Source organism: Aeromonas sp., from assembly GCF_051657805.1.
In the GTDB taxonomy this organism is placed as follows: domain Bacteria; phylum Pseudomonadota; class Gammaproteobacteria; order Enterobacterales; family Aeromonadaceae; genus Aeromonas.
In genome coordinates, this window is the sequence record NZ_JBOFLJ010000001.1 from 50742 (window position 1) to 70127 (window position 19386).

Annotated in this window: 14 protein-coding genes; 6 read left to right on the forward strand and 8 right to left on the reverse strand. The window is 63.7% G+C overall.

Going from position 1 to position 19386, the window contains the following annotated elements:
* Window positions 1–2: 2 nt before the first annotated feature.
* From ubiD to trxA, 4 genes are all read right to left on the reverse strand, one after another.
* Window positions 3–1472 (reverse strand): 4-hydroxy-3-polyprenylbenzoate decarboxylase, encoded by a 1470-nt coding sequence (ubiD, locus tag ACRCYW_RS00265; protein WP_438548204.1) that lies wholly within the window; start codon window positions 1470–1472, stop codon window positions 3–5.
* Between the two features lie 30 nt (window positions 1473–1502).
* Complete coding sequence (locus tag ACRCYW_RS00270; protein ID WP_438548205.1) at window positions 1503–2504, reverse strand: hypothetical protein; 1002 nt, start codon at window positions 2502–2504, stop codon at window positions 1503–1505.
* Window positions 2505–2625: 121 nt separating this feature from the next.
* Window positions 2626–3891 carry a transcription termination factor Rho gene (gene rho, locus ACRCYW_RS00275; RefSeq protein ID WP_042079206.1) on the reverse strand — a complete coding sequence of 422 codons (1266 nt, stop codon included), beginning with the start codon at window positions 3889–3891 and terminating at the stop codon, window positions 2626–2628.
* 204 nt (window positions 3892–4095) lie between these two features.
* Window positions 4096–4422: a thioredoxin TrxA gene (gene trxA / locus ACRCYW_RS00280; RefSeq protein WP_025328829.1), complete on the reverse strand. Its 327-nt coding sequence runs from the start codon at window positions 4420–4422 to the stop codon at window positions 4096–4098.
* A 113-nt stretch (window positions 4423–4535) separates the two neighbouring features.
* Here trxA and rhlB point away from each other — a divergent pair, with 113 nt between their 5' ends.
* The 4 genes from rhlB (at window position 4536) to ACRCYW_RS00300 (ending at window position 8801) form a co-directional block, all read left to right on the forward strand.
* The gene (gene rhlB, locus ACRCYW_RS00285; RefSeq protein ID WP_438548206.1) at window positions 4536–5822 is read left to right on the forward strand and encodes an ATP-dependent RNA helicase RhlB; all 1287 of its coding nucleotides are present in this window, start codon (window positions 4536–4538) and stop codon (window positions 5820–5822) included.
* A gap of 14 nt (window positions 5823–5836) precedes the next feature.
* Window positions 5837–7327, forward strand: coding sequence for a guanosine-5'-triphosphate,3'-diphosphate diphosphatase (gene gppA, locus ACRCYW_RS00290; RefSeq protein ID WP_438548207.1), 1491 nt, complete (start codon window positions 5837–5839; stop codon window positions 7325–7327).
* A gap of 210 nt (window positions 7328–7537) precedes the next feature.
* The gene (locus tag ACRCYW_RS00295; protein WP_438548227.1) at window positions 7538–8539 is read left to right on the forward strand and encodes a DUF4382 domain-containing protein; all 1002 of its coding nucleotides are present in this window, start codon (window positions 7538–7540) and stop codon (window positions 8537–8539) included.
* A gap of 19 nt (window positions 8540–8558) precedes the next feature.
* On the forward strand, window positions 8559–8801 hold the full coding sequence (locus tag ACRCYW_RS00300) for a Rho-binding antiterminator (RefSeq protein ID WP_438548208.1): 243 nt from the start codon (window positions 8559–8561) through the stop codon (window positions 8799–8801).
* 72 nt (window positions 8802–8873) lie between these two features.
* Here ACRCYW_RS00300 and ACRCYW_RS00305 read toward each other — a convergent pair whose 3' ends face one another.
* From ACRCYW_RS00305 to ACRCYW_RS00320, 4 genes are all read right to left on the reverse strand, one after another.
* On the reverse strand, window positions 8874–9632 hold the full coding sequence (locus tag ACRCYW_RS00305; RefSeq protein WP_438548209.1) for a class I SAM-dependent methyltransferase: 759 nt from the start codon (window positions 9630–9632) through the stop codon (window positions 8874–8876).
* Window positions 9633–9683: 51 nt separating this feature from the next.
* Complete coding sequence (locus ACRCYW_RS00310) at window positions 9684–12248, reverse strand: putative bifunctional diguanylate cyclase/phosphodiesterase (RefSeq protein ID WP_438548210.1); 2565 nt, start codon at window positions 12246–12248, stop codon at window positions 9684–9686.
* Window positions 12249–12452: 204 nt separating this feature from the next.
* Window positions 12453–14495 carry an oligopeptidase A gene (prlC, locus tag ACRCYW_RS00315; protein WP_438548211.1) on the reverse strand — a complete coding sequence of 681 codons (2043 nt, stop codon included), beginning with the start codon at window positions 14493–14495 and terminating at the stop codon, window positions 12453–12455.
* 143 nt (window positions 14496–14638) lie between these two features.
* Window positions 14639–16093 (reverse strand): PLP-dependent aminotransferase family protein, encoded by a 1455-nt coding sequence (locus ACRCYW_RS00320; protein ID WP_438548212.1) that lies wholly within the window; start codon window positions 16091–16093, stop codon window positions 14639–14641.
* Window positions 16094–16226: 133 nt separating this feature from the next.
* Between ACRCYW_RS00320 and ACRCYW_RS00325 the strand changes: the two genes are divergently transcribed.
* On the forward strand, window positions 16227–17267 hold the full coding sequence (locus ACRCYW_RS00325) for a TlpA family protein disulfide reductase (protein ID WP_438548213.1): 1041 nt from the start codon (window positions 16227–16229) through the stop codon (window positions 17265–17267).
* Window positions 17268–17331: 64 nt separating this feature from the next.
* Window positions 17332–19362 (forward strand): protein-disulfide reductase DsbD family protein, encoded by a 2031-nt coding sequence (locus ACRCYW_RS00330; protein ID WP_438548214.1) that lies wholly within the window; start codon window positions 17332–17334, stop codon window positions 19360–19362.
* Window positions 19363–19386: the final 24 nt, after the last annotated feature.

Consider the following 19386-nt stretch of genomic DNA (forward strand, 5'->3'; position numbering starts at 1 on the left):
GGCTAGCCCAGGATCTTCAGCTCATCCCAGATGGCGTCGATCTTCTGCTTCACCGCCTCGTCCTGGACTATGGGTTGGCCCCACTCCCGGTTCGTCTCCCCCGGCCACTTGTTGGTGGCATCCAGCCCCATCTTGGAGCCGAGCCCGGAGACCGGCGAGGCGAAGTCCAGGTAGTCGATCGGCGTGTGCTCGATCAGGGTGGTGTCCCGCGCCGGATCCATCCGGGTTGTGATGGCCCAGATCACATCCTTCCAGTCCCGGGCGTCGATGTCGTCGTCGCAGACGATCACGAACTTGGTGTACATGAACTGGCGCAGGAAGGACCAGACCCCCAGCATCACCCGCTTGGCGTGGCCGGGGTAGCGCTTCTTGATGGTCACCACCGCCATCCGGTAGGAGCAGCCCTCCGGCGGCAGGTAGAAGTCCACGATCTCGGGGAACTGCTTCTGCAGCAGGGGCACGAACACCTCGTTCAGCGCCACCCCGAGCACCGCCGGTTCATCGGGCGGACGGCCGGTATAGGTGCTGTGGTAGATGGCATCGCGGCGCATGGTCATGTGGGTGATGGTGATCACCGGGAACTCGTCCACCTCGTTGTAGTAACCGGTGTGATCCCCATAGGGGCCTTCCGGCGCCATCTCGCCGGGTTCCAGATAGCCTTCCAGCACGATCTCGGCGCTGGCGGGCACCTCCAGTTCACAGCTCAGGGCCTTCACCACCTCGGTGCGGCTGCCCCGCAACAGGCCGGCGAAGGCATACTCGGAGAGGCTGTCCGGCACCGGCGTCACGGCGCCGAGTATGGTCGCAGGATCGGCGCCGAGCGCCACCACCACCGGGAAGCGCTCACCGGGGTGCGCCTCCTGCCATTCGCGAAAGTCGATGGCACCGCCACGGTGATCCAGCCAGCGCATGATCAGCTTGTTCTTGCCGATCTTCTGCTGACGGTAGATGCCGAGGTTCTGGCGCTTCTTGTAGGGGCCGCGGGTGATGGTCAGGCCCCAGGTCACCAGGGGCGCCACATCGCCAGGCCAGCAATGCTGGATCGGGATCTGGTCGAGATCCACCGCATCCCCCTCCAGCACCACCTGCTGACAGGGGGCGGAGGAGAGGCGCTTGGTGGGCATGTTGAGCACCTGCTTGAAGATGGGCAGCTTCTCCATCAGCTCCTTGAGACCGCGGGGGGGCTCGGGCTCCTTCAGGTAGGAGAGCCAGGTGCCCACCTGGCGCAGGGCGCCGACATTGGGCTGCCCCATGCCCATGGCGACGCGATCCGGGGTGCCGAACAGGTTGGTCAGCACCGGCATACCGTAGCCCTTGGGATTTTCGAACAGCAGGGCCGGGCCACCGGCACGCAGGGTGCGGTCGCTGATCTCGGTCATCTCCAGATAGGGGTCTATCTCGCGACTGATGCGCTTGAGCTGTCCGTTCTGTTCCAGCTGCGCGATAAAATCACGCAAGTCCTTGTATTTCATGCGGGTACCCATGATGCAGGTGAGGGGGCATTATAACCCCGGCCGGGCATCCGGTGCACCCGTATCGGGTCGCAGGACGGACGTGGTGTGACGCCGCTCCTGGTGGGTGAGCCGGTCCGCCAGCTGGGCCAGCAGCCTGGGTTCGTCCAGTTGCAGCAGCAGGCCGGCCACCAGCCCGCTGTATTGCTGCTTGCCGAGCTCCGCCAGCAGATATTGGCGGGCCTCGTCCGGCAGGGGGGAGAGCCGGCTGAGCTGATGCAGGGCGGGGATCATCAGCCGCTGGTTGCGGCTGGCGGCGATCAGCATATTGCTCGCCTCCTGGCCACGATAGAAACGGGGGATGCTGTGCAGGGCCGCCAGGCTGTCGTGATCCACTGGCTGACGCCACAGTTTCTGGTACAGATCCGGGTTGCCGGTGTGTTCGATGAGATGCAGCAACAGCTGGTTGTCCGGCAGGAAGAGGGTCAGGGCGGCCAGCCTCCTGGCCTCCCGCCGCTGGACGACGGCAGGCTGGTTGTCGAGCACCGTCAGCAGCGCCTGTTGCTGCTGGGCCAGCTCGGGGTTGCGGCTGTAGTAGAGCTGTTTGAAGTCGAAGCTGTCCTGCGCCAGCAGCTGGCGGTAGTTGTCCTGCCAGGCGAGCTGCTGCCAGCGGCTCAGCACCAGCCGGGCCTCGGCCGGGAAGTCATAGGCCGGCACCTGCACCAGGAAGCCGTCCACCTCCCCTTCAACCAGCCATTGGGGCGCCTTGGCGGCCTGCTCCCGCACCCAGGCATGCAGTGCCGGGCTCGGCGCGACCTGCCGTTTGAGGCCGCTCAGCAGTTGAAATTGCAGGTATTCACGCTGACCCACCGCCAGGGTCTCCAGCAGGGTGTCGATGGCGGCAAACTGCCCCAGCGCCAGCCGACCGTTCAGATAGTCGAGGTGCCCCTGCAGCCCCTCGTCCGCCACCAGGGGTGCCTGCCGCGGCGGCACGTCGGCCTGCACGGGAGCGACCATCAGCCACCCAATCCATAGCAAGAAAATCAGCTTCATGACGTCTCTATCCTTGTGACATCCGGCCCTGTGGCATCCAGGCCCCATAGTACTAAGGGCCCCGGCAAATAGATAAACAAAAACCGCGACCTGGGCCGCGGTTTTGTCATTCTTCGACGGATTACTTCTGCTGACGCTTCATGGAGTCGAAGAACTCGTCGTTGGTCTTGGTGGCAGACAACTTGTCGATGAGGAACTCGATGCTGTCGATCTCACCCATGGGGTGGATGATCTTGCGCAGGATCCACATCTTCTGCAGCTCGTCCGGCGCGGTCAGCAGCTCTTCCTTGCGGGTGCCGGAACGGGTGATGTCGATGGCCGGGTAGGTGCGCTTCTCGGCGATCTTGCGGGAGAGGTGCAGCTCCATGTTGCCGGTACCCTTGAACTCTTCGTAGATGACTTCATCCATCTTGGAGCCGGTGTCGATCAGCGCGGTGGCGATGATGGTCAGGCTGCCGCCTTCCTCGACGTTACGGGCCGCGCCGAAGAAGCGCTTGGGTCTGTGCAGGGCGTTCGCATCCACACCACCGGTCAGTACCTTGCCGGATGAGGGGATGACGGTGTTGTAGGCGCGGGCCAGACGGGTGATGGAATCCAGCAGGATGACCACATCCTTCTTGTGCTCGACCAGGCGCTTGGCCTTCTCGATCACCATCTCGGCGACCTGGACGTGACGGGAGGCCGGTTCGTCGAAGGTGGAGGCGATGACTTCACCCTTGACCATCCGCTGCATCTCGGTCACTTCTTCCGGACGCTCGTCGATCAGCAGCACGATCAGCTCACAATCCGGGTGGTTGTAGGCGATGCTCTGGGCGATGTTCTGCAGCAGCATAGTCTTACCGGCCTTGGGAGGTGCGACGATGAGGCCGCGCTGGCCCTTGCCGATGGGGGATGCGAGATCCAGCACGCGGGCGGTGATGTCTTCGGTGGAACCGTTGCCCCGCTCCATGCGCAGGCGCTCGTTGGCGTGCAGCGGAGTCAGGTTTTCAAACAGGATCTTGTTGCGGGAGTTTTCCGGACGATCGTAGTTGACGTCGTTGACCTTGAGCAGGGCGAAGTAGCGTTCGCCCTCTTTCGGCGGCCGGATCTTGCCGGAGATGGTGTCACCGGTGCGCAGGTTGAAGCGGCGGATCTGGCTCGGGGAGACGTAGATATCGTCCGGGCCGGCCAGGTAGGAGCCGTCTGCGCTACGCAGGAAGCCGAAGCCATCGGTCAGGATTTCCAGCACACCGTCGCCGAAGATGTCCTCACCGCCCTTGGCGTGCGCCTTGAGGATGGCAAAGATGATGTCTTTCTTGTGCGCCCGAGCCAGATTTTCCAACCCCATGGATTCGCCAAGCTGTACCAGCTCGGACACAGGAGTGTTCTTAAGTTCAGTCAGATTCATAGTGGTGAAAGTCTGTAAGCAAGGATTGAAATGAGGAGACAGTCTGCTGGATTGATGCTGATCGGATTTGACTTGCCAGGCTTGTGAAGCAAAGAGTCAGGCAAAAAGGTTAGCAAACGAGCGATAAACTAGCACCAATCGGGATGAGCGTCTAGGTGATAAAACACAAGGAGCGCATTATTGCAATGCGCTCCTTCTTGATTATTACAGGTTGCCGTCCAGGAACTCTTTGAGCTGAGTCTTGGACAGGGCGCCGACCTTGGTCGCTGCCACTTCGCCATTCTTGAACAGCAGCAGGGTCGGGATACCGCGAATGCCATACTTGGGCGGCGTGTCGGCGTTATGATCGATATTCAATTTCGCCACGGTCACGCGACCGGCATATTCTTGGGCGACTTCGTTCAGGATGGGGGCAATCATCTTGCACGGACCGCACCATTCAGCCCAGAAATCTACCAGAACGGGGCTGTCGGCTTTGATTACATCGGCCTCGAAGCTGGCATCGCTCAGCTGAACAATCTTGTCACTCATCTCCAACTCCAGTCAGTAATTAAGGCTTTATTGACGGATCAACAAAGGCAATAGTTGCCCTATTTGAAATGATCCTGTTTATTATTGCAAGCCTAACCTGATAACCTACCGCCATGAGCAAAACACATCTAACGACCGAAAAATTCGCCCAAATGGGCCTCGAACCCGAAGTTCTGGCTGGTCTGGAATCAAAGGGATTTCACTATTGCACCCCCATCCAGGCACTGTCTCTGCCGCTGCTGGTAGAAGGCCATGACCTCGCCGGCCAGGCCCAGACGGGAACCGGCAAAACCCTCGCCTTCCTGGCTGCGACCTTCAACTATCTGTTGACCCATCCGCTGACCAAGCCGCGCCTCATCAACCAGCCACGCGCCATCATCATGGCCCCGACCCGTGAGCTGGCGGTGCAGATCCACAACGACGCCGAGAGCATGGCGGCCTCGACCGGCCTGAAGCTCGGCCTCGCCTACGGTGGTGAAGGCTATGACAAGCAGCTGGCCGTGCTGGAGCAGGGTGTCGACATCCTGATCGGCACCACGGGCCGCATCATCGACTACTTCAAGTCCAAGGTCATCGATCTCGGCAACATCCAGGTCGTCGTGCTGGACGAAGCGGATCGCATGTTCGATCTCGGCTTCATCAAGGACATCCGCTTCCTGTTCCGCCGCATGCCCCCCGCCACCGAGCGCCTGAGCATGCTGTTCTCCGCCACCCTCTCCCTGCGGGTGCAGGAGCTGGCCTACGAGCACATGAACCACCCGGAACACGTGCAGGTCGAACCGGAGCAGATGACCGGCGTACGCATCAAGGAGGAGCTGTTCTATCCCTCCAACGAAGACAAGATGCTGCTGCTGCTCTCCCTGATGGAAGAGGAGTGGCCGGAGAAGGCCATCGTCTTCGCGAACACCAAGCATGTGTGTGAAGACGTCCACGCCTGGCTGGAGAACGACGGCCACCGCGTCGGCCTGCTGACCGGCGACGTGCCGCAGAAGAAGCGGATGAAGATCCTGGAAGAGTTCACCAAGGGTCAGCTGGACATCCTGGTCGCCACCGACGTGGCCGCCCGTGGTCTGCACATCCCGGACGTGACCCACGTCTTCAACTACGACCTGCCCGACGACGCCGAGGACTATGTACACCGTATCGGTCGTACCGGTCGCGCCGGCAAGAGCGGTCACTCCATCAGCCTGGCCTGTGAAGACTATGCCTTCAACCTGCCGGCCATCGAGGAGTACATCCACCACCCCATCCCGGTCAGCAAGTACGACCGCGAGGCGCTGCTGGATGACGTGACCGCCCCGAAACGGGTGTTCCGCAACCGCCAGCCGGTGAACCGCAACATGCGGGATCGCCAGGGTGGCAACAGCAACAACCGCCGCCGTCCGCCCCGCAAGAGCTAACAGGACAGGCCCAGTTGCACAACTCGCCGCTCTATGCCGCCATCGACCTCGGCTCCAACAGCTTTCACATGCTGGTGGTGCGCGAGGTCGCCGGTGCCCTGCGCACCGTCACCAAGGTCAAGCGCAAGGTTCGCCTCGCCGCCGGTCTCGACTCGGAATTTCGCCTCAGCCGCGCCGCCATGGAGCGGGGCTGGGACTGTCTGCGCCTGTTCTCCGAGCAGTTGCAGGACATCCCGTCCGACAACATCCGGGTGGTGGGCACCGCGACTCTGCGCCTCGCCACCAACGTCGACGAGTTCCTGAGGGAAGCGGAGCGGGTGCTCAACCACAGCATCGAGATCATCTCGGGCGAGGAAGAGGCCAAGACCATCTATGAGGGGGTCTCCTGGACCTCCGCCGGGGAAGGCAACCGGCTGGTGATCGACATCGGCGGCGCCAGCACAGAGCTGGTGATCGGCGAGCACAGCGAGGCCAAGCTGCTCAACAGCCTCCACATGGGCTGTGTCACCTGGCTCAACAACCACTTCGGTGACGGTGAGCTCTCCGAGACCCGCTTCAATCAGGCCATCGCCAGTGCCAAATCGGTGCTGGAAAACGTGGCCGACGATTACAAGACCCTCGGCTGGCGCACCTGCGTCGGCGCCTCCGGCACCGTGCAGGCGCTGCAGGAGATCATGCTGGCCCAGGGCAAGAGCGAGCGGGTCACCCTGCCGAAGCTGCAGGAGCTGATGGGTCAGGCCATCGCCTGCGGCAAGCTGGATCAGCTGCAGCTGGAAGGGCTGGCGGCCGAACGGTTGACCGTGTTCCCCTCCGGCCTCGCCATCCTGATCGCCATCTTCGAGACCCTCGGCATCGAGAGCATGACGCTCGCCGGCGGGGCTCTGAGAGAAGGGTTGATCTACGGCCTGCTCGGCAACAATCACGACTGTGACGCCAGAGACAGAACCGCCGACAGCCTGATCAGCCGTTACCAGCTCGACAAGGAGCACGCCGAGCGGGTACGCGACACCGCCATCGAGGCGTTCAGCCAATTGCAGCCCGCCTGGCGCCTCTCCAAGCGCTACGGTCGCCCCATACTGCGCTACGCCGCCCTGCTGCACGAGATCGGCCTCTGTATCGAGTACAAGAAGGCCCCGCAACACGCGGCCTACATCATAGACAACATCGACATGCCGGGCTTTACCCCGGCCCAGAAGAAGTTGTTGTCGGCCCTGCTGCTCAACCAGCGGGACGATTTCAAGCTGGAACAGCTGGAGAAGCAGGGGGCCGTCACCGGCCGCCAGGCGATCCGGCTGGCCCGCATTCTGCGCATCTCCCTCATCCTCTGCATGCGTCGCACCCAGGGAACCGTGCCGCGGTTCACCCTCGAGGCCAACGAGGATGCCCTGACCCTGACCCTGCCCAAGGGCTGGCTGGACGAGCACTACCTGCGGGCCAGCGAGCTGCGCCTGGAAGTGGAGCGCCAGCAGAAGATGGGCTGGTCCACCCGCCTGCTGGAAGCCTGAGCGGGCACTCTGCCCGCCTAGCCTCTCTTTTCACCCGTTCCGACAATCCCTTTCGCAGCCATGTTTGGTGCCATTCAAGCCTTCATCATTGATTTTATTATAATTTACACTCTGACCACGGTCCCTCTGGCCTGCCTGCCATCTAGCCTGTATCTACAACTCGGCTAGAGTTGGATCATCTCTCCAACAGGAACGGAAACCATGAAACATTTGCCCCTGATCGGCCTGGCCGCCCTGCTGACCGCCTGTGGTGGCGGTGGCGACGACAACAATGACAACCCGCAGAATGCCCAGATGTCGCTGGCCTTCTCCGACGCCCCCGTCGACGCAGTCAACAAGGTCTGCATCGCCGTCTCCAACATCAGCATCCACCCCGTCTCCGGCACCGAGCAGTCCTGGACCACCGCCAGCTTCCTGACCACGACCCAGGACGATGGTTGCACGCCGGCAGGTCAGATCATCCCCGTCGACAGCGCCGGGCACCCGTTGTTCACCTATATCGATCTGCTGCAATACCCGGGCTCCAGCAGCCGTCCCCTGCTGGCCAGCCAGAGCGTGGTGCCCGGTGAATACAGCCAGATGCGGCTGCGGATCCTGGATGGTCGGGACGTCGGCAATCAGTTCCTGGATGGCACCCCCTACTCCTACGTCAGACAGGATGATGAGGTGATCAAGCCGCTGGAGGTGCCCAGCAACGAGCTCAAGCTAGATGCCTTCACCATAGCCGCCAACGGCCTCAGCGCCTTCACCACCGAGTTCGATCTGCGCCACTCCATGGTGCTGCCGGGTAATGAAGATCACTACAAACTCAAGCCCAGGGGGGTACGGCTGGTGAACAACACCGAGGTCGCCACCGTCAAGGGCACGGTGGCAACAGAGCTCTGTTCCAGCGATCTGACCGATGCATTTGTCTACTTCTATGACGAGTTGCGCCCGATGGGGGACGACGCCTACCCGGACATGGCCGACGCCGACAACGGCTTCTACGCCAGCGCCCCCGTGGTTCCCTTGGAGGGTGGCGGCTACGGCTATGAGCTGGGCTTCGTAAACCTGGGTCACTACGATATGACGCTGGTGTGCAATGGCAGCGTCGATGATCCTGTACTGCCTGATGATCCCAATACGACAGCTGATAATCTGGTGATCGATCAGGTGAAGAAAGATCAAATCGTCACGGCGCCGACCACGACCATCGACTTCAATCCCTTGTAAGCGGCGCCATGGCAGCGACATGAGCCACTATCAACCCATCAGCTGCGACCTCTACGACTGGCTCGAGATCGCCGCCAGCTGGCAGCTACCGGTGACACTCACCGATCGGAGTGGCCGGCAATGGGGGGACAGGGTGCAGACCATAGTGGCGAAAGAGGGGGTTGAATACCTGCTGCTGGAGAGCGGGGAACGGCTCAGCCTGGCGGAGCTGGCGACCCTGGCCCTTCCTTGGCAGGGGGAAGAGAAGCTTATCCGCTTCTGACCGATACCTACGAGTGATGAAAGAGGGCCCGCATTGCGGGCCCTCTTCGTATGGGGTCTGGGGCTGCCCGAGTCAGCCCGCCAGCGCCGCCATCACATAGACGTCGAAGCGGTTGCTCTTGGTCTCGATGGCCATGCTGGGCTTGTGCTCGTCAAGCCAGCCCGCATAGTCGGGCCGCTTCACCACCACCCGCTTCTCCGCCATCCTGAGGGCCGCCGGCAGCAGGGCGTCCGCATCGAGATCCGGCCCCACCAGGGACTGGAACACCCGCATCTCCTTCTTCACCAGGGCCGATTTCTGCTTGTGGGGGAACATGGGATCCAGGTAGATGACGTCCGGCCGCTCCGCCAATGCCAGCAGGTTGTCCACCGCCGGCCCTTGCAGCAACTGCATCCGCTCGCGCACCCAAGGGCCTATCTCGGGATCCTGCGCCGCCCGCGTCAGACCATCCTGCAACAGGGCCGCCACTACTGGGCTGCGCTCGATCAGGGTCACCCTGCAGCCGAGGGACGCCAGCACGAAGGCATCCCGGCCGAGCCCGGCTGTGGCATCCACCACGGTCGGCATGGCCCCCGCCTTGAGCCCCACCGCCTTGGCGATGGACTGGCCACGACCGCCGCCGAACTTGCGCCTGTGAGCCACGGCCCCCTCCACGAAGTCCACATAGACGGCCCCCAGCTTGGGTTCATCCAGCTTACGCAGCTCCAGCCGCTCCTCGGTCAGCACCAGGGCGAAGGGGGCGGGAAACTCCACGTCGGCCAGGCGCTGGCGCAAGGCATCGAGCTCCCCTTCCCGGGCGGGCACTTCACTGAAAACCTGAATATGGGGCATATGGATGACTCATGACGGCATGGAGCCGAGCATGATAACAGAAGCGGGGGATCAGCTCACGATGGTGAGATTGGCCAGGTTCATTCCCTGCCGGTTAAGGGTCAGGTATTCCACCAGATCGTCGTAGGGCAGCGGGCGGCTGAGCAGATAGCCCTGGGTGAAGGCGCAGCCCTTCTGGCAGAGGAAGTTGAGCTGCTCCCGGGTCTCCACCCCCTCGATCACCACCTGCATGCCGAGGTTGTGCACTATGTTGATGATGCCGTCCAGCAGCAGCCTGTCCTGCTCGTTGAACGGGATGTGGCGCACGAAGGAGCGATCTATCTTCACCAGATCCACCGGGAAGGTACGTAGGTAGTTCAGCGCCGAGTAGCCGGTGCCGAAGTCATCGATGGCCAGCTTGCAACCCGCCTCCCGCAGGGCGTCGATCCGCACCCTGTGCTGGTCGCTGCTCTCCATCAGCAGGGATTCGGTGATCTCTATGATGATGTCCTTGGGGTCCAGGCCGAAGTGACGGATCACCCGCAGCCACTCATTCGCCTCGGGATCGATCGTCTGGAACTCCAGGGTGGATCGGTTGATGGACATCTGCAGATCCGGGAAACCGGACTTCTGCAGCCTCGCCAGATCCCGGCACGACTGCCACAGCACCAAGGCCCCCAACCCCTGGATGAGGCCCGCCTCCTCCGCTAGCGGAATGAAGTCCGCCGGCGAGACCTGACCCCAGTGGGGGTGATACCAGCGTACCAGGGCCTCCAGCTTGGCGACCCGGCCGCTGCGATTGTCCCAGATGGGCTGGTAGGCCATGGTCAGCTGCGCCAGCTTGATGGCCTCCGCCAGATCCTGCTGCATCTGGTGGCGCTGGCTCACCTCTTCCCGCATGGAGGCGCTGTAGGTTCCCAGGGGCCTGCCCTGCCGCTTGGCGACAAACAGCGCCTGCTCCGCATTGCGCAGCAGCTCGTCGCTGTCCCCACCGTCGTTGGGGCAGAGGGTGATCCCTAAGGTCGCGGTCACATAGAGGTGCTGGTTCGCCAGCATGAAGGGGCGGGCGAAGCCGCCTATCACCTGCTTGGCGAACACCTCGGCCTGGCGGCGATTGACGATGCCGGGCACCAGGAAGGCGAACTCGTCCCCACCGATGCGGGCCACCAGATCCTCGGTGCGCACCCGACTCACCAGCCGATCCGACACCTCCCGCAGCAGGGCGTCACCCACGTGGTGATCCATGCTGTTGTTGACGGCCTTGAAGTTGTTGAGATCCAGCACCATGAGTGCGAAACGCTCCCCCCGCTCGCAGAAGCGACTGAGGCAGCGGCCGAACAACCAGCGGTTCGGCAGGCCGGTGAGGTTGTCGTAGTTCGCCTGGGCCGCGATCTTCTGCTCCGCCAGCTTGGTCTGGGAGAGATCGCTGAAGATGGCGATGTACTGGCTGATCCGCCCCCCTTCCCGCAGGGCGCTGATCATCAGCTGCTGGGGGTAGAGCTTGCCGTTCTTGCGCTTGTTCCACACCTCGCCGCGCCAGATCCCCACCCGTTCCAGGGCGTGATACATGTCGGCGTAGAAGGTCTGGTCGTGGAGGCCGGACTTGAGCAGGCTGGGGCGCTGGCCGCAGGCCTCCTCCTCGCTGTAGCCCGTGATGGTCTCGAACGCCGGGTTGACCGAGATGATGCGACTGTCCGCATCGCACACCAGTATGGCCTCCGAGAGGTTGTCATAGACCCGGTGGGAGAGCTTCAACTGTTCGCTGTGACGCTTGATGGGGTCGATGTTCTCCAGCACCAACATCAGGTAGTCGGGGTGCAGCTGCTCGTTGCGGATCAGCGTCACCGTCACCCGTCCCCAGAGCACTGAACCATCCCGATGCAGGTAGCGCTTCTCCTGGGTGAAGGCGGGACGCTCCCCGCGACGGATCTCCTCGTAGAGCGGGAGGCTGGTCTGCCAGTCTTCCGGATGATTGATATCGGCGGCGGTACGATCCAGCAGCTCATCCTGGCAGTAACCCAGCATCTTCTCGATGGCCGGGTTGATCCAGAGGATGCGTCCATTCAGATCCATCTTGCCGATGCCGACCGGCGCGTGGGACATCATGGTATCCAGCACCTGCATGGCACCCGAGCCCACGGGCGCAGAGGGGATCTGCTGCTGATACATCAGGGCCAGTTCGCGACCGGCGATGGGGGCCAGCAGGCGCAGCAGCTGCATGATCTTGTCCATGCTAGGCATGGCCCGCTTGAACATGACGCTGCACAGCCCCATGGTCTCCCCCTGGGCATTCTTCAGGGCGATGCCGGCATAGCCCCGGATCTGCCAGTGCTCCAGCACGGCGGCATGAGGAAACAGCTGGCGGGTGCGGTCATTGAACCAGGCTTCACCCTGCTGCATGACGATCTCACCCGGGGTGCTGGCGAGGGGAAAACTGTAGGAGCCGATGTCGAGGGAGGCGGGATGGGCGGCATGAACGGTGAAGAACAGGCCCGTTTGGTCCTGTCCAGAAATCAGGACGAGATCCGCCCCCACCGCGTTGGCGATTTCACTCACAAAGGTATCGAAATATCCCTTGCCACTCAGATGAGACAAGCTGGAGATGATTTGATAGACAGACTCGAGTGCTCGCCTCATGGCAAGTGACTTTCTCTCCTTGGAAGCTGGAATCCCGACTCTACTGGAAGAGGCGGTGGCAGTGCAAACATGCTATCGGCAAGATATTAAAAAGCCTTGAAAAAAGGGACCAAGCGGTCCCTTTTTATCTTAAAAATCACGTCGTGATCCCACTCTGCCGCAGCCATGTACCTGCTTGAAGCTCAGGCGCACGGGGCCGGACCATCAGGCGGCAATACCGCTGTGTCGCAGCAGTGCATCCACTTGGGGCTCTCTGCCACGGAAGGCACGGAACAGCTCCATGGGTTCCTTGGAACCGCCCTTCTCCAGGATGTTCTTCAGGAAGGATTGGCCGGTGGCCGGGTTGAAGATCCCCTCCTCCTCGAAGCGGGAGAAGGCATCGGCGGAGAGCACCTCGGCCCACTTGTAGCTGTAGTAGCCCGCCGCATAGCCGCCGGCGAAGATGTGGGAGAAGCTGTGCTGGAAGCGGTTGAACGCCGGTGGCGTCATCACCGCCACCTGGCTGCGCACCTCGGCAAGCAGGGTCGGGATCAGCTCGGGCCTGGCCGGGTCGAACTCCTGGTGCAGGCGGAAGTCGAACAGGGCGAATTCCAGCTGACGCAGCATCTGCATGGCCGCCTGAAAGTTGCGGGCGGTCAGCATCTTCTCCAGCAGATCCGCGGGCAGCGGCTCCCCTGTTTCGTAATGACCGGAGATAAAGGCCAGCGCCTCGGACTCCCAGCACCAGTTCTCCAGGAACTGGCTCGGCAGCTCCACCGCATCCCAGGCCACGCCGTTGATACCGGCCACCCCGCCCACGTCGATGGTGGTCAGCATGTGGTGAATGCCGTGGCCGAACTCGTGGAACAGGGTCACCACCTCGTCGTGGGTGAACAGGGCGGGCTTGCCATCCACCGGACCGTTGAAGTTGCAGGTGAGATAGGCCACCGGCTTTTGCAGTGAACCGTCCTGACGGTAACGACGGCCCAGGCAGACATCCATCCAGGCACCGCCGCGCTTGTTCTCGCGGGCATAGAGGTCGAGGTAGAAGCTGCCGCGCAGCTCGTCCTCGCCATCGAAGATGTCGTAGAAACGCACGTCCGGGTGCCAGGTGTCGATGCCGAGGCGCTCGCGCACCTTGACCCCGAACACCCGGCGCACCACCTCGAACAGCCCCTTCACCACCTTGCTGGCGGGGAAGTAGGGGCGCAGCTGCTCGTCGGAGATGGAGAACTTGTGCTGCTTGAGCTTCTCGGCGTAGTAGGGGATATCCCAGGCCGCCAGCTCGCTCTGGCCGAAGTGCTCGGTGGCGAAGGCGCGGATCTCTTCCAGCTCGGCCTTGCCCTGGGGCAGGGACTTGGCGGCGAGATCCGTCAGGAAGCCCACCACCTGCTCCGTCCTGTCCGCCATCTTGGTGGCGAGGGACAACTCGGCATAGTTGCCAAAGCCGAGCAACTGGGCCAGCTCCCGGCGCAGGCTGAGCAGCTCCGTCATGATGGCGGAGTTGTCCCACTTGCCGGCATTCGGGCCCTGATCCGAGGCGCGGGTGGTGAAGGCCTCATACAGCTCGGCACGCAGGGTGCGGCTGTCGGCATACATCATCACCGGCAGGTAGGAGGGAATGTCCAGGGTGAACAGCCAGCCCTGCTGGCCCTTGTGCTCCGCCATCTGGCGAGCGGCGGCCAGGGCGCTGGCGGGCAGACCGGCCAGCTCGGCCTCGTCGGTCACCAGCTTGCTCCAGCCCTGGGTGGCATCCAGCACATTGTTGCTGAAACGGGAGGCCAGCTCGGAGAGGCGAGACTGGATCTCGCCATAGCGCTGCTGCGCCTCGGCAGACAGGCCGATACCGGACAGGCGGAAGTCGCGCAGGGTATTCTGGATCTCCTTCCGCTGGGCGCCGCTGAGCAGGGGGAAGTCATCACTCTCGGCCAGTTCGCGATAGGCCTGATAGAGGCCTTCGTGCTGACCGACATAGGTCTGGAATTCGGACAGCAGCGGCAGGCAGGCGTCGTGAGCCTCGCGCAGCGCCTCGCTGTTCTGTACGGCGTTGAGGTGGCTCACCGGCGACCAGATGCGCCCCAAGCGGTCATTGACCTCTTCCAGGGGGGCGATCAGGCTGTCCCAGGTGTGGGGCTCGCGCCGGGCTAGCACGTCATCGATCTTCTGTTTGCAGTCGGCGATGGCCTGCGTCACGGCAGGCTGCACCTGTTCAGGCCGGATCTGGCTGAAGGGAGGCAGCGAGTCCATGGTCAGCAAAGGGTTGTTCATCTGCGGTACCTCTAAAATGCTCTGCAGCCCCTGCCGTCCAGAAGCCTGCTTGGACCATCTAAGATGTAGGCAGAAACCTCATTTATCAAGCCTTTGCCGTCAGTAACAGGGCCAAGTACCCACTTTTCGCGACCCCTTGTCTATTAAATCGCCATATCAGTCATCGACGGCGAGGAGAGCGGGCCCTCCTGCCCTGCGCTTGGCTCTATCAGGCGCATCAGGCGGGCACAACAATCCTCCAGTCCCTCTTGCGGCAGATTGGTGATCCCCAGCAGCAGACCCGGTCTCGCTCGCGCCGGATCTGCAAACCAGACGGACAGGGGGGCTGGCGCCAGTCCGACAGCCTGGGCCCGGTGCACTATGGCGACATCATCACATCCCCGGGGCAAGTGAAGCAGCAGCGCCAGCCCCGCCATGGTGACCGCCTCGGCGGGCGCCGGCAGGGCCTCTTGCAGCGCCGCCGCACGCGCACGGTAGATCCGCTTCATCCTGCGCAAATGACGCAGATAGTGTCCCTTGCGCATGAACTCCGCCAGCGCCCACTGGCTGGCCACCGAGGCGGCGGGAGCGAGTGCGGCGGCCACGTCCCCCATCTTGCCGGCCAGGGCCGGCGGCACCACCATGAAGCCGAGACGCAGGCCCGGGCTGATGGTCTTGCTGAAGGTACCCACATAGATGACCCGGCCATGGCGATCCAGGGAGGCTAACGCTGGCGCCGCCCGGCCGGTGAGTTGCAGCTCGCTCAGGTAATCATCCTCGACGATCCAGCCGCCGCGGCTGGCGGCCCACTCCAGCAAGCGGTGGCGGCGGGCGAGGGAGAGGGTCATGCCCAGCGGCGCCTGCTGGCCGGCGGTGACTATGGCCAGCGCGGCGTCCGCCGCACTGGCTATCCCCTCGTCAACATCGAGCCCCCGTGCATCGACCGGGACAGGCACAGGCGTCACCCCCGCCATGGCGAGGGCCATCCGCGACAGTGGATAGCCCGGATCCTCAATCCAGGCCTCTTTCCCCTGCAAGCCGAGGCCGTGGACCAGCAGCCCGAGGGCACCGCTGTAACCCGAGGTGATGAGGATCTGGGCTGGCGAGCAGCTGATCCCGCGAGCCACGGACAGATAGGCGGCGATCTCGGTGCGCAGCGTCAGTTCGCCGCGGGGATCCGGATAGCTGACCGTTGCCATGGCGGCCTGACTGGCAGCCTGGGCCGCCACCCGGGACCACAACTTGCCGGGAAAGCCATCCTGCGCAGGCACGCCGACCTGAAACACCAGGGGACGCTCGCCGAAGGGATGCTGGTAGAGCTCGGGCAAGGGATTGGCTTGCACCCTGAGGTCGGGCGGCGAGTCCACCGGCAGGCACTGGGCGACGAAGGTGCCCGCCGCCCCCTGCGAGACGATCAGCTGCTCATCGATCAACCGCTCATAGGCGGCTCGGACTGTGCCCCGCGCGACGCCGAGCTGGATACTCAGGTCGTGCCATGAGGGCAGCCTGGCCCCCGCGTAGAGCGAGCCCTGGCGGATCGATTGGCCGATGGCCGTGGCGATCTGGTCCGCCAGCGAGTGCCCGGCCTCGCGCCGCAGCGCTATGTGCAGCTCAGTCATGGGCACCAGCCAATGCACGGGATGGTACAGTGAAAACAGGCATTCATGGTCCTTATTACTGGACTGTCAAACTGACTAAAATATGTCATTAAACCATCCCCGATACATGTTAGAAAGTCGTAAGGAGTCCGTCTTGCCCCAGCCCTCACTGTTCAAACCCCTCGCCACCCTGTTGCTCCTGCTCGGCATCAGCCAGCCTGCCTGGGCGGACGACAACAGCTACGACGCCGAAGGCGAGCGACGCGCCAAGAGCGCAGGCAGCCCCTTGATCGGCCAACCGGCTCCGGCGGCCAGGCTGACCACCCTGGACGGCAAACCGCTCGATCTGGCCGGACTCTACGGGAAAAAGCCGGTCTATCTGAAGTTCTGGGCCACCTGGTGCGTGCCTTGCCGCCAGCAGATGCCGGGGTTTGAGGCTATCGAGCAGAAGTTTGGCGACCAGATCCAGGTGATCGCCGTCAATACCGGCTTCTCCGACGACGCCGACGCCATCCGCGCCTACCGCAAGGAGCTGGGCCTGATCATGCCCATCGCCATCGATGACGGTACCCTGGCGACCGCGCTGAACCTGAGGGTCACCCCCCAGCATGTGGTGATCGGGCGCGATGGCAAGATCATGCACGTGGGCCATCTAGAGGACCAGGCGCTGCACACAGCGCTGCAACAGGCGATCGCCGAAGAGCCACAGCCAGTCGCCCGGGCCACCAGCGCCAGCACCTCCCCTACCTTCGCCGTGGGCGACAAGGTGAGTGCTCTCGAGATCCGCCTGCTGGATGGCCGGCAAGTGGACTTCGCCGCCGCGAACCAGAAGCCGCGCGCCATCGTCTTCTTCGCCCCCTGGTGTGAATCCTACCTGGCCGAGAGCCGCCCGCAGACCGCCAAGAACTGCCAGTTCGTGCGCGAAGAGGCCGAGAAGCTGATGGCGAGCGAGAAGGGCGTCGATTGGCTGGGGGTCTCCTCCGGACTCTGGGTCTCGGTGGCCGATCTGCAGGATTACCGGAAGAGTTCGGGCAGCACTCTGCCGCTGGCACTGAACGAAGATGATTCCCTGTTCCGTGCCTTCGGGGTGCGCGACATCCCCAGCGTAGTGTTGCTGGATAGCCAAGGCCGCGTCGCCCGCATCCTGAGCCCGCAGGATCGCGACCTGGCCGACGCAATCAAGCAGCTGAAGTAACCGTCAGACGTCATGGACACCGGCCCCGGGGCTGGTGTCTTTTTTCTCCCGTACGAAGAGACCCATGAAACTCGACTCCCTGAAGCGGTTGCTGCTTTGGCTCTGCCTGAGCGCCCCCATGCTGGCCGCAGCGATTATGCCCGGCGCCGACGAGGTGCTGATCGCCTCCTCCCTGCACGCCGCCAGCCCGACCCCGGCCGCCAACGGCGCCACCACCCTGGCGATCAAGATGACCCCTCAAGGGGAATGGCACGGCTACTGGAAGCAGCCGGGAGATGTCGGCCTGGCCCCCGAACTGACCTGGCACCTGCCCGATGGCGTCAGCATCGGCGAGCTGGCCTATCCGCTCCCCCAGACCCTGCAGATCGACGGCATCATGAACCATGTCTACGGCCAACCCTACGCACTGCTGGCGGAGCTCTCCGTCGCCGAGGGGATGGCCCTGGACACCCAACTGCCGATCCGCCTCGACATGCAGTATCTGGCCTGCCGTCACGACGCCTGTGTCCCGGAGCGTGCCAGCCTGCAGATCACGCTGCACGTCGGCAACGGTGAAGCCGATGCCGCCCTCGCCGCCGATTTTGCCAAGTGGCGTCAGGCGCTGCCCAGACCGCTCGGCTCCCCCGTCAGCTTCACCGTCGATGCGCAACGGCTGCGCCTCGAGGTACCGCTCCCCGCCAGCATAGAAATCGACGAACCGCACCTATTCAGCGCCACCAGACAGGCCATCGTCGATGCAGCCCCCCAGCGGTTCGAACGCCGGGGCGATCTGCTCATCGTCGAGACCCGGGCGGGTGCCAGGCCGACCGAGGCATTCGAGGCGACCCTGTCGCTCGGCAACGGCCTGGGGCTGGATCTGGACGCCCGACTTGCCGCCGCACCGGCCACGGCTGAGAGCGGTGCAACCGCCCTGCTGCTGGCGCTGGCCGGGGCGATCGCCGGTGGCCTGCTGCTGAACCTGATGCCCTGCGTCTTCCCCATCCTCAGCCTCAAGGCGATGAGCCTGGCGCGGGCCGGTACCAGCGCCCGAGCCTCGCGGCGCGAGGCGCTGGCCTACACCACCGGGGTGATGGCGACCTGTATGCTGCTCGGTGGCGTGCTGCTGGTCATGCGGGCGGGCGGTGCCCAGCTCGGCTGGGCCTTCCAGCTGCAGGATCCGCGCATGATACTGCTGTTGCTGCTGCTGACCTGCGTCATCGCCTTCAACATGGCCGGTCTGTTTGAGCTGAGCACCCTCGACGCCGGAGCCGGACTGACCCGCCGTGGCGGCGTCGCCGGGGCGTTCTGGACCGGTGCCCTCGCCGCCTTCGTCGCCACCCCCTGCACAGGCCCCTTCATGGCGGCGGCGCTCGGCACCGCCCTGACCCTGCCGCCCCTGGCGGGCATGTTGGTGTTCGCCGGATTGGGGTTTGGCATAGCCCTACCCTTCCTGCTGCTGGGGTTTGTCCCGGCCTTGCAGCGCCGGATGCCGAAACCAGGGCTCTGGATGGCGACCCTTCGCCGCCTGCTCGCCGTCCCCATGTTCCTGACCATGCTGGCGCTGTCGTGGGTGCTCGGCCAACAGGTGTCTGCCAACGCCCTGACCGCCAGCCTGGGCTGTGCCATGCTGCTGACGTTCGGCCTCTGGCTGACCGGCCTGTGCCAGCGAGCGATGAAGCCGCAGGCCTGGCTGCCTGCGCTCTTGGCTGCCGCCCTCGCCATCCCCCTCGGCCTGAGCCAGATGAGCGAGCGCACCACCCAGTCTCAACCCGCCAATCGGCTCGCCTTCGACCCAGCCAGGCTGGAGACCCTGAGAGCGGGGGACAGGCCGGTGTTTCTCTACTTCACCGCCGACTGGTGCATGACCTGCAAGGTCAACGAGCGGGTCGCCATCGATCGCCGCACCACGGAACAGGCCTTTGCCGAGGCGGGTGTAGAGGTGATGCGGGGAGACTGGACCCAGGGCGATCCTGGGATCACCGCCTTCCTGGCGCAGCACGGTCGCTCCGGTGTGCCGCTCTACCTCTGGTATGCGCCTGGCCAGCGCGAGCCCAGGGTGCTGCCCCAAGTGCTCGGCCCGGACAGCCTGATCGATCAGGCTCGCGCCAAGCCCTGAAAAGCAAAATGCCAGTCGTATCGA

Excerpts from the sequence above, each read along its gene's own strand:
- rho (WP_042079206.1), bottom strand. The coding sequence starts at position 3,891 with ATGAATCTGACTGAACTTAAGAACACTCCTGTGTCCGAGCTGGTACAG.
- ACRCYW_RS00305 (WP_438548209.1), bottom strand. The coding sequence starts at position 9,632 with ATGCCCCATATTCAGGTTTTCAGTGAAGTGCCCGCCCGGGAAGGGGAG.
- trxA (WP_025328829.1), bottom strand. The coding sequence starts at position 4,422 with ATGAGTGACAAGATTGTTCAGCTGAGCGATGCCAGCTTCGAGGCCGAT.
- ACRCYW_RS00300 (WP_438548208.1), top strand. The coding sequence starts at position 8,559 with ATGAGCCACTATCAACCCATCAGCTGCGACCTCTACGACTGGCTCGAG.
- ACRCYW_RS00320 (WP_438548212.1), bottom strand. The coding sequence starts at position 16,093 with ATGACTGAGCTGCACATAGCGCTGCGGCGCGAGGCCGGGCACTCGCTG.
- prlC (WP_438548211.1), bottom strand. The coding sequence starts at position 14,495 with ATGAACAACCCTTTGCTGACCATGGACTCGCTGCCTCCCTTCAGCCAG.
- ACRCYW_RS00270 (WP_438548205.1), bottom strand. The coding sequence starts at position 2,504 with ATGAAGCTGATTTTCTTGCTATGGATTGGGTGGCTGATGGTCGCTCCC.
- ubiD (WP_438548204.1), bottom strand. The coding sequence starts at position 1,472 with ATGAAATACAAGGACTTGCGTGATTTTATCGCGCAGCTGGAACAGAAC.
- ACRCYW_RS00310 (WP_438548210.1), bottom strand. The coding sequence starts at position 12,248 with ATGAGGCGAGCACTCGAGTCTGTCTATCAAATCATCTCCAGCTTGTCT.
- rhlB (WP_438548206.1), top strand. The coding sequence starts at position 4,536 with ATGAGCAAAACACATCTAACGACCGAAAAATTCGCCCAAATGGGCCTC.
- ACRCYW_RS00330 (WP_438548214.1), top strand. The coding sequence starts at position 17,332 with ATGAAACTCGACTCCCTGAAGCGGTTGCTGCTTTGGCTCTGCCTGAGC.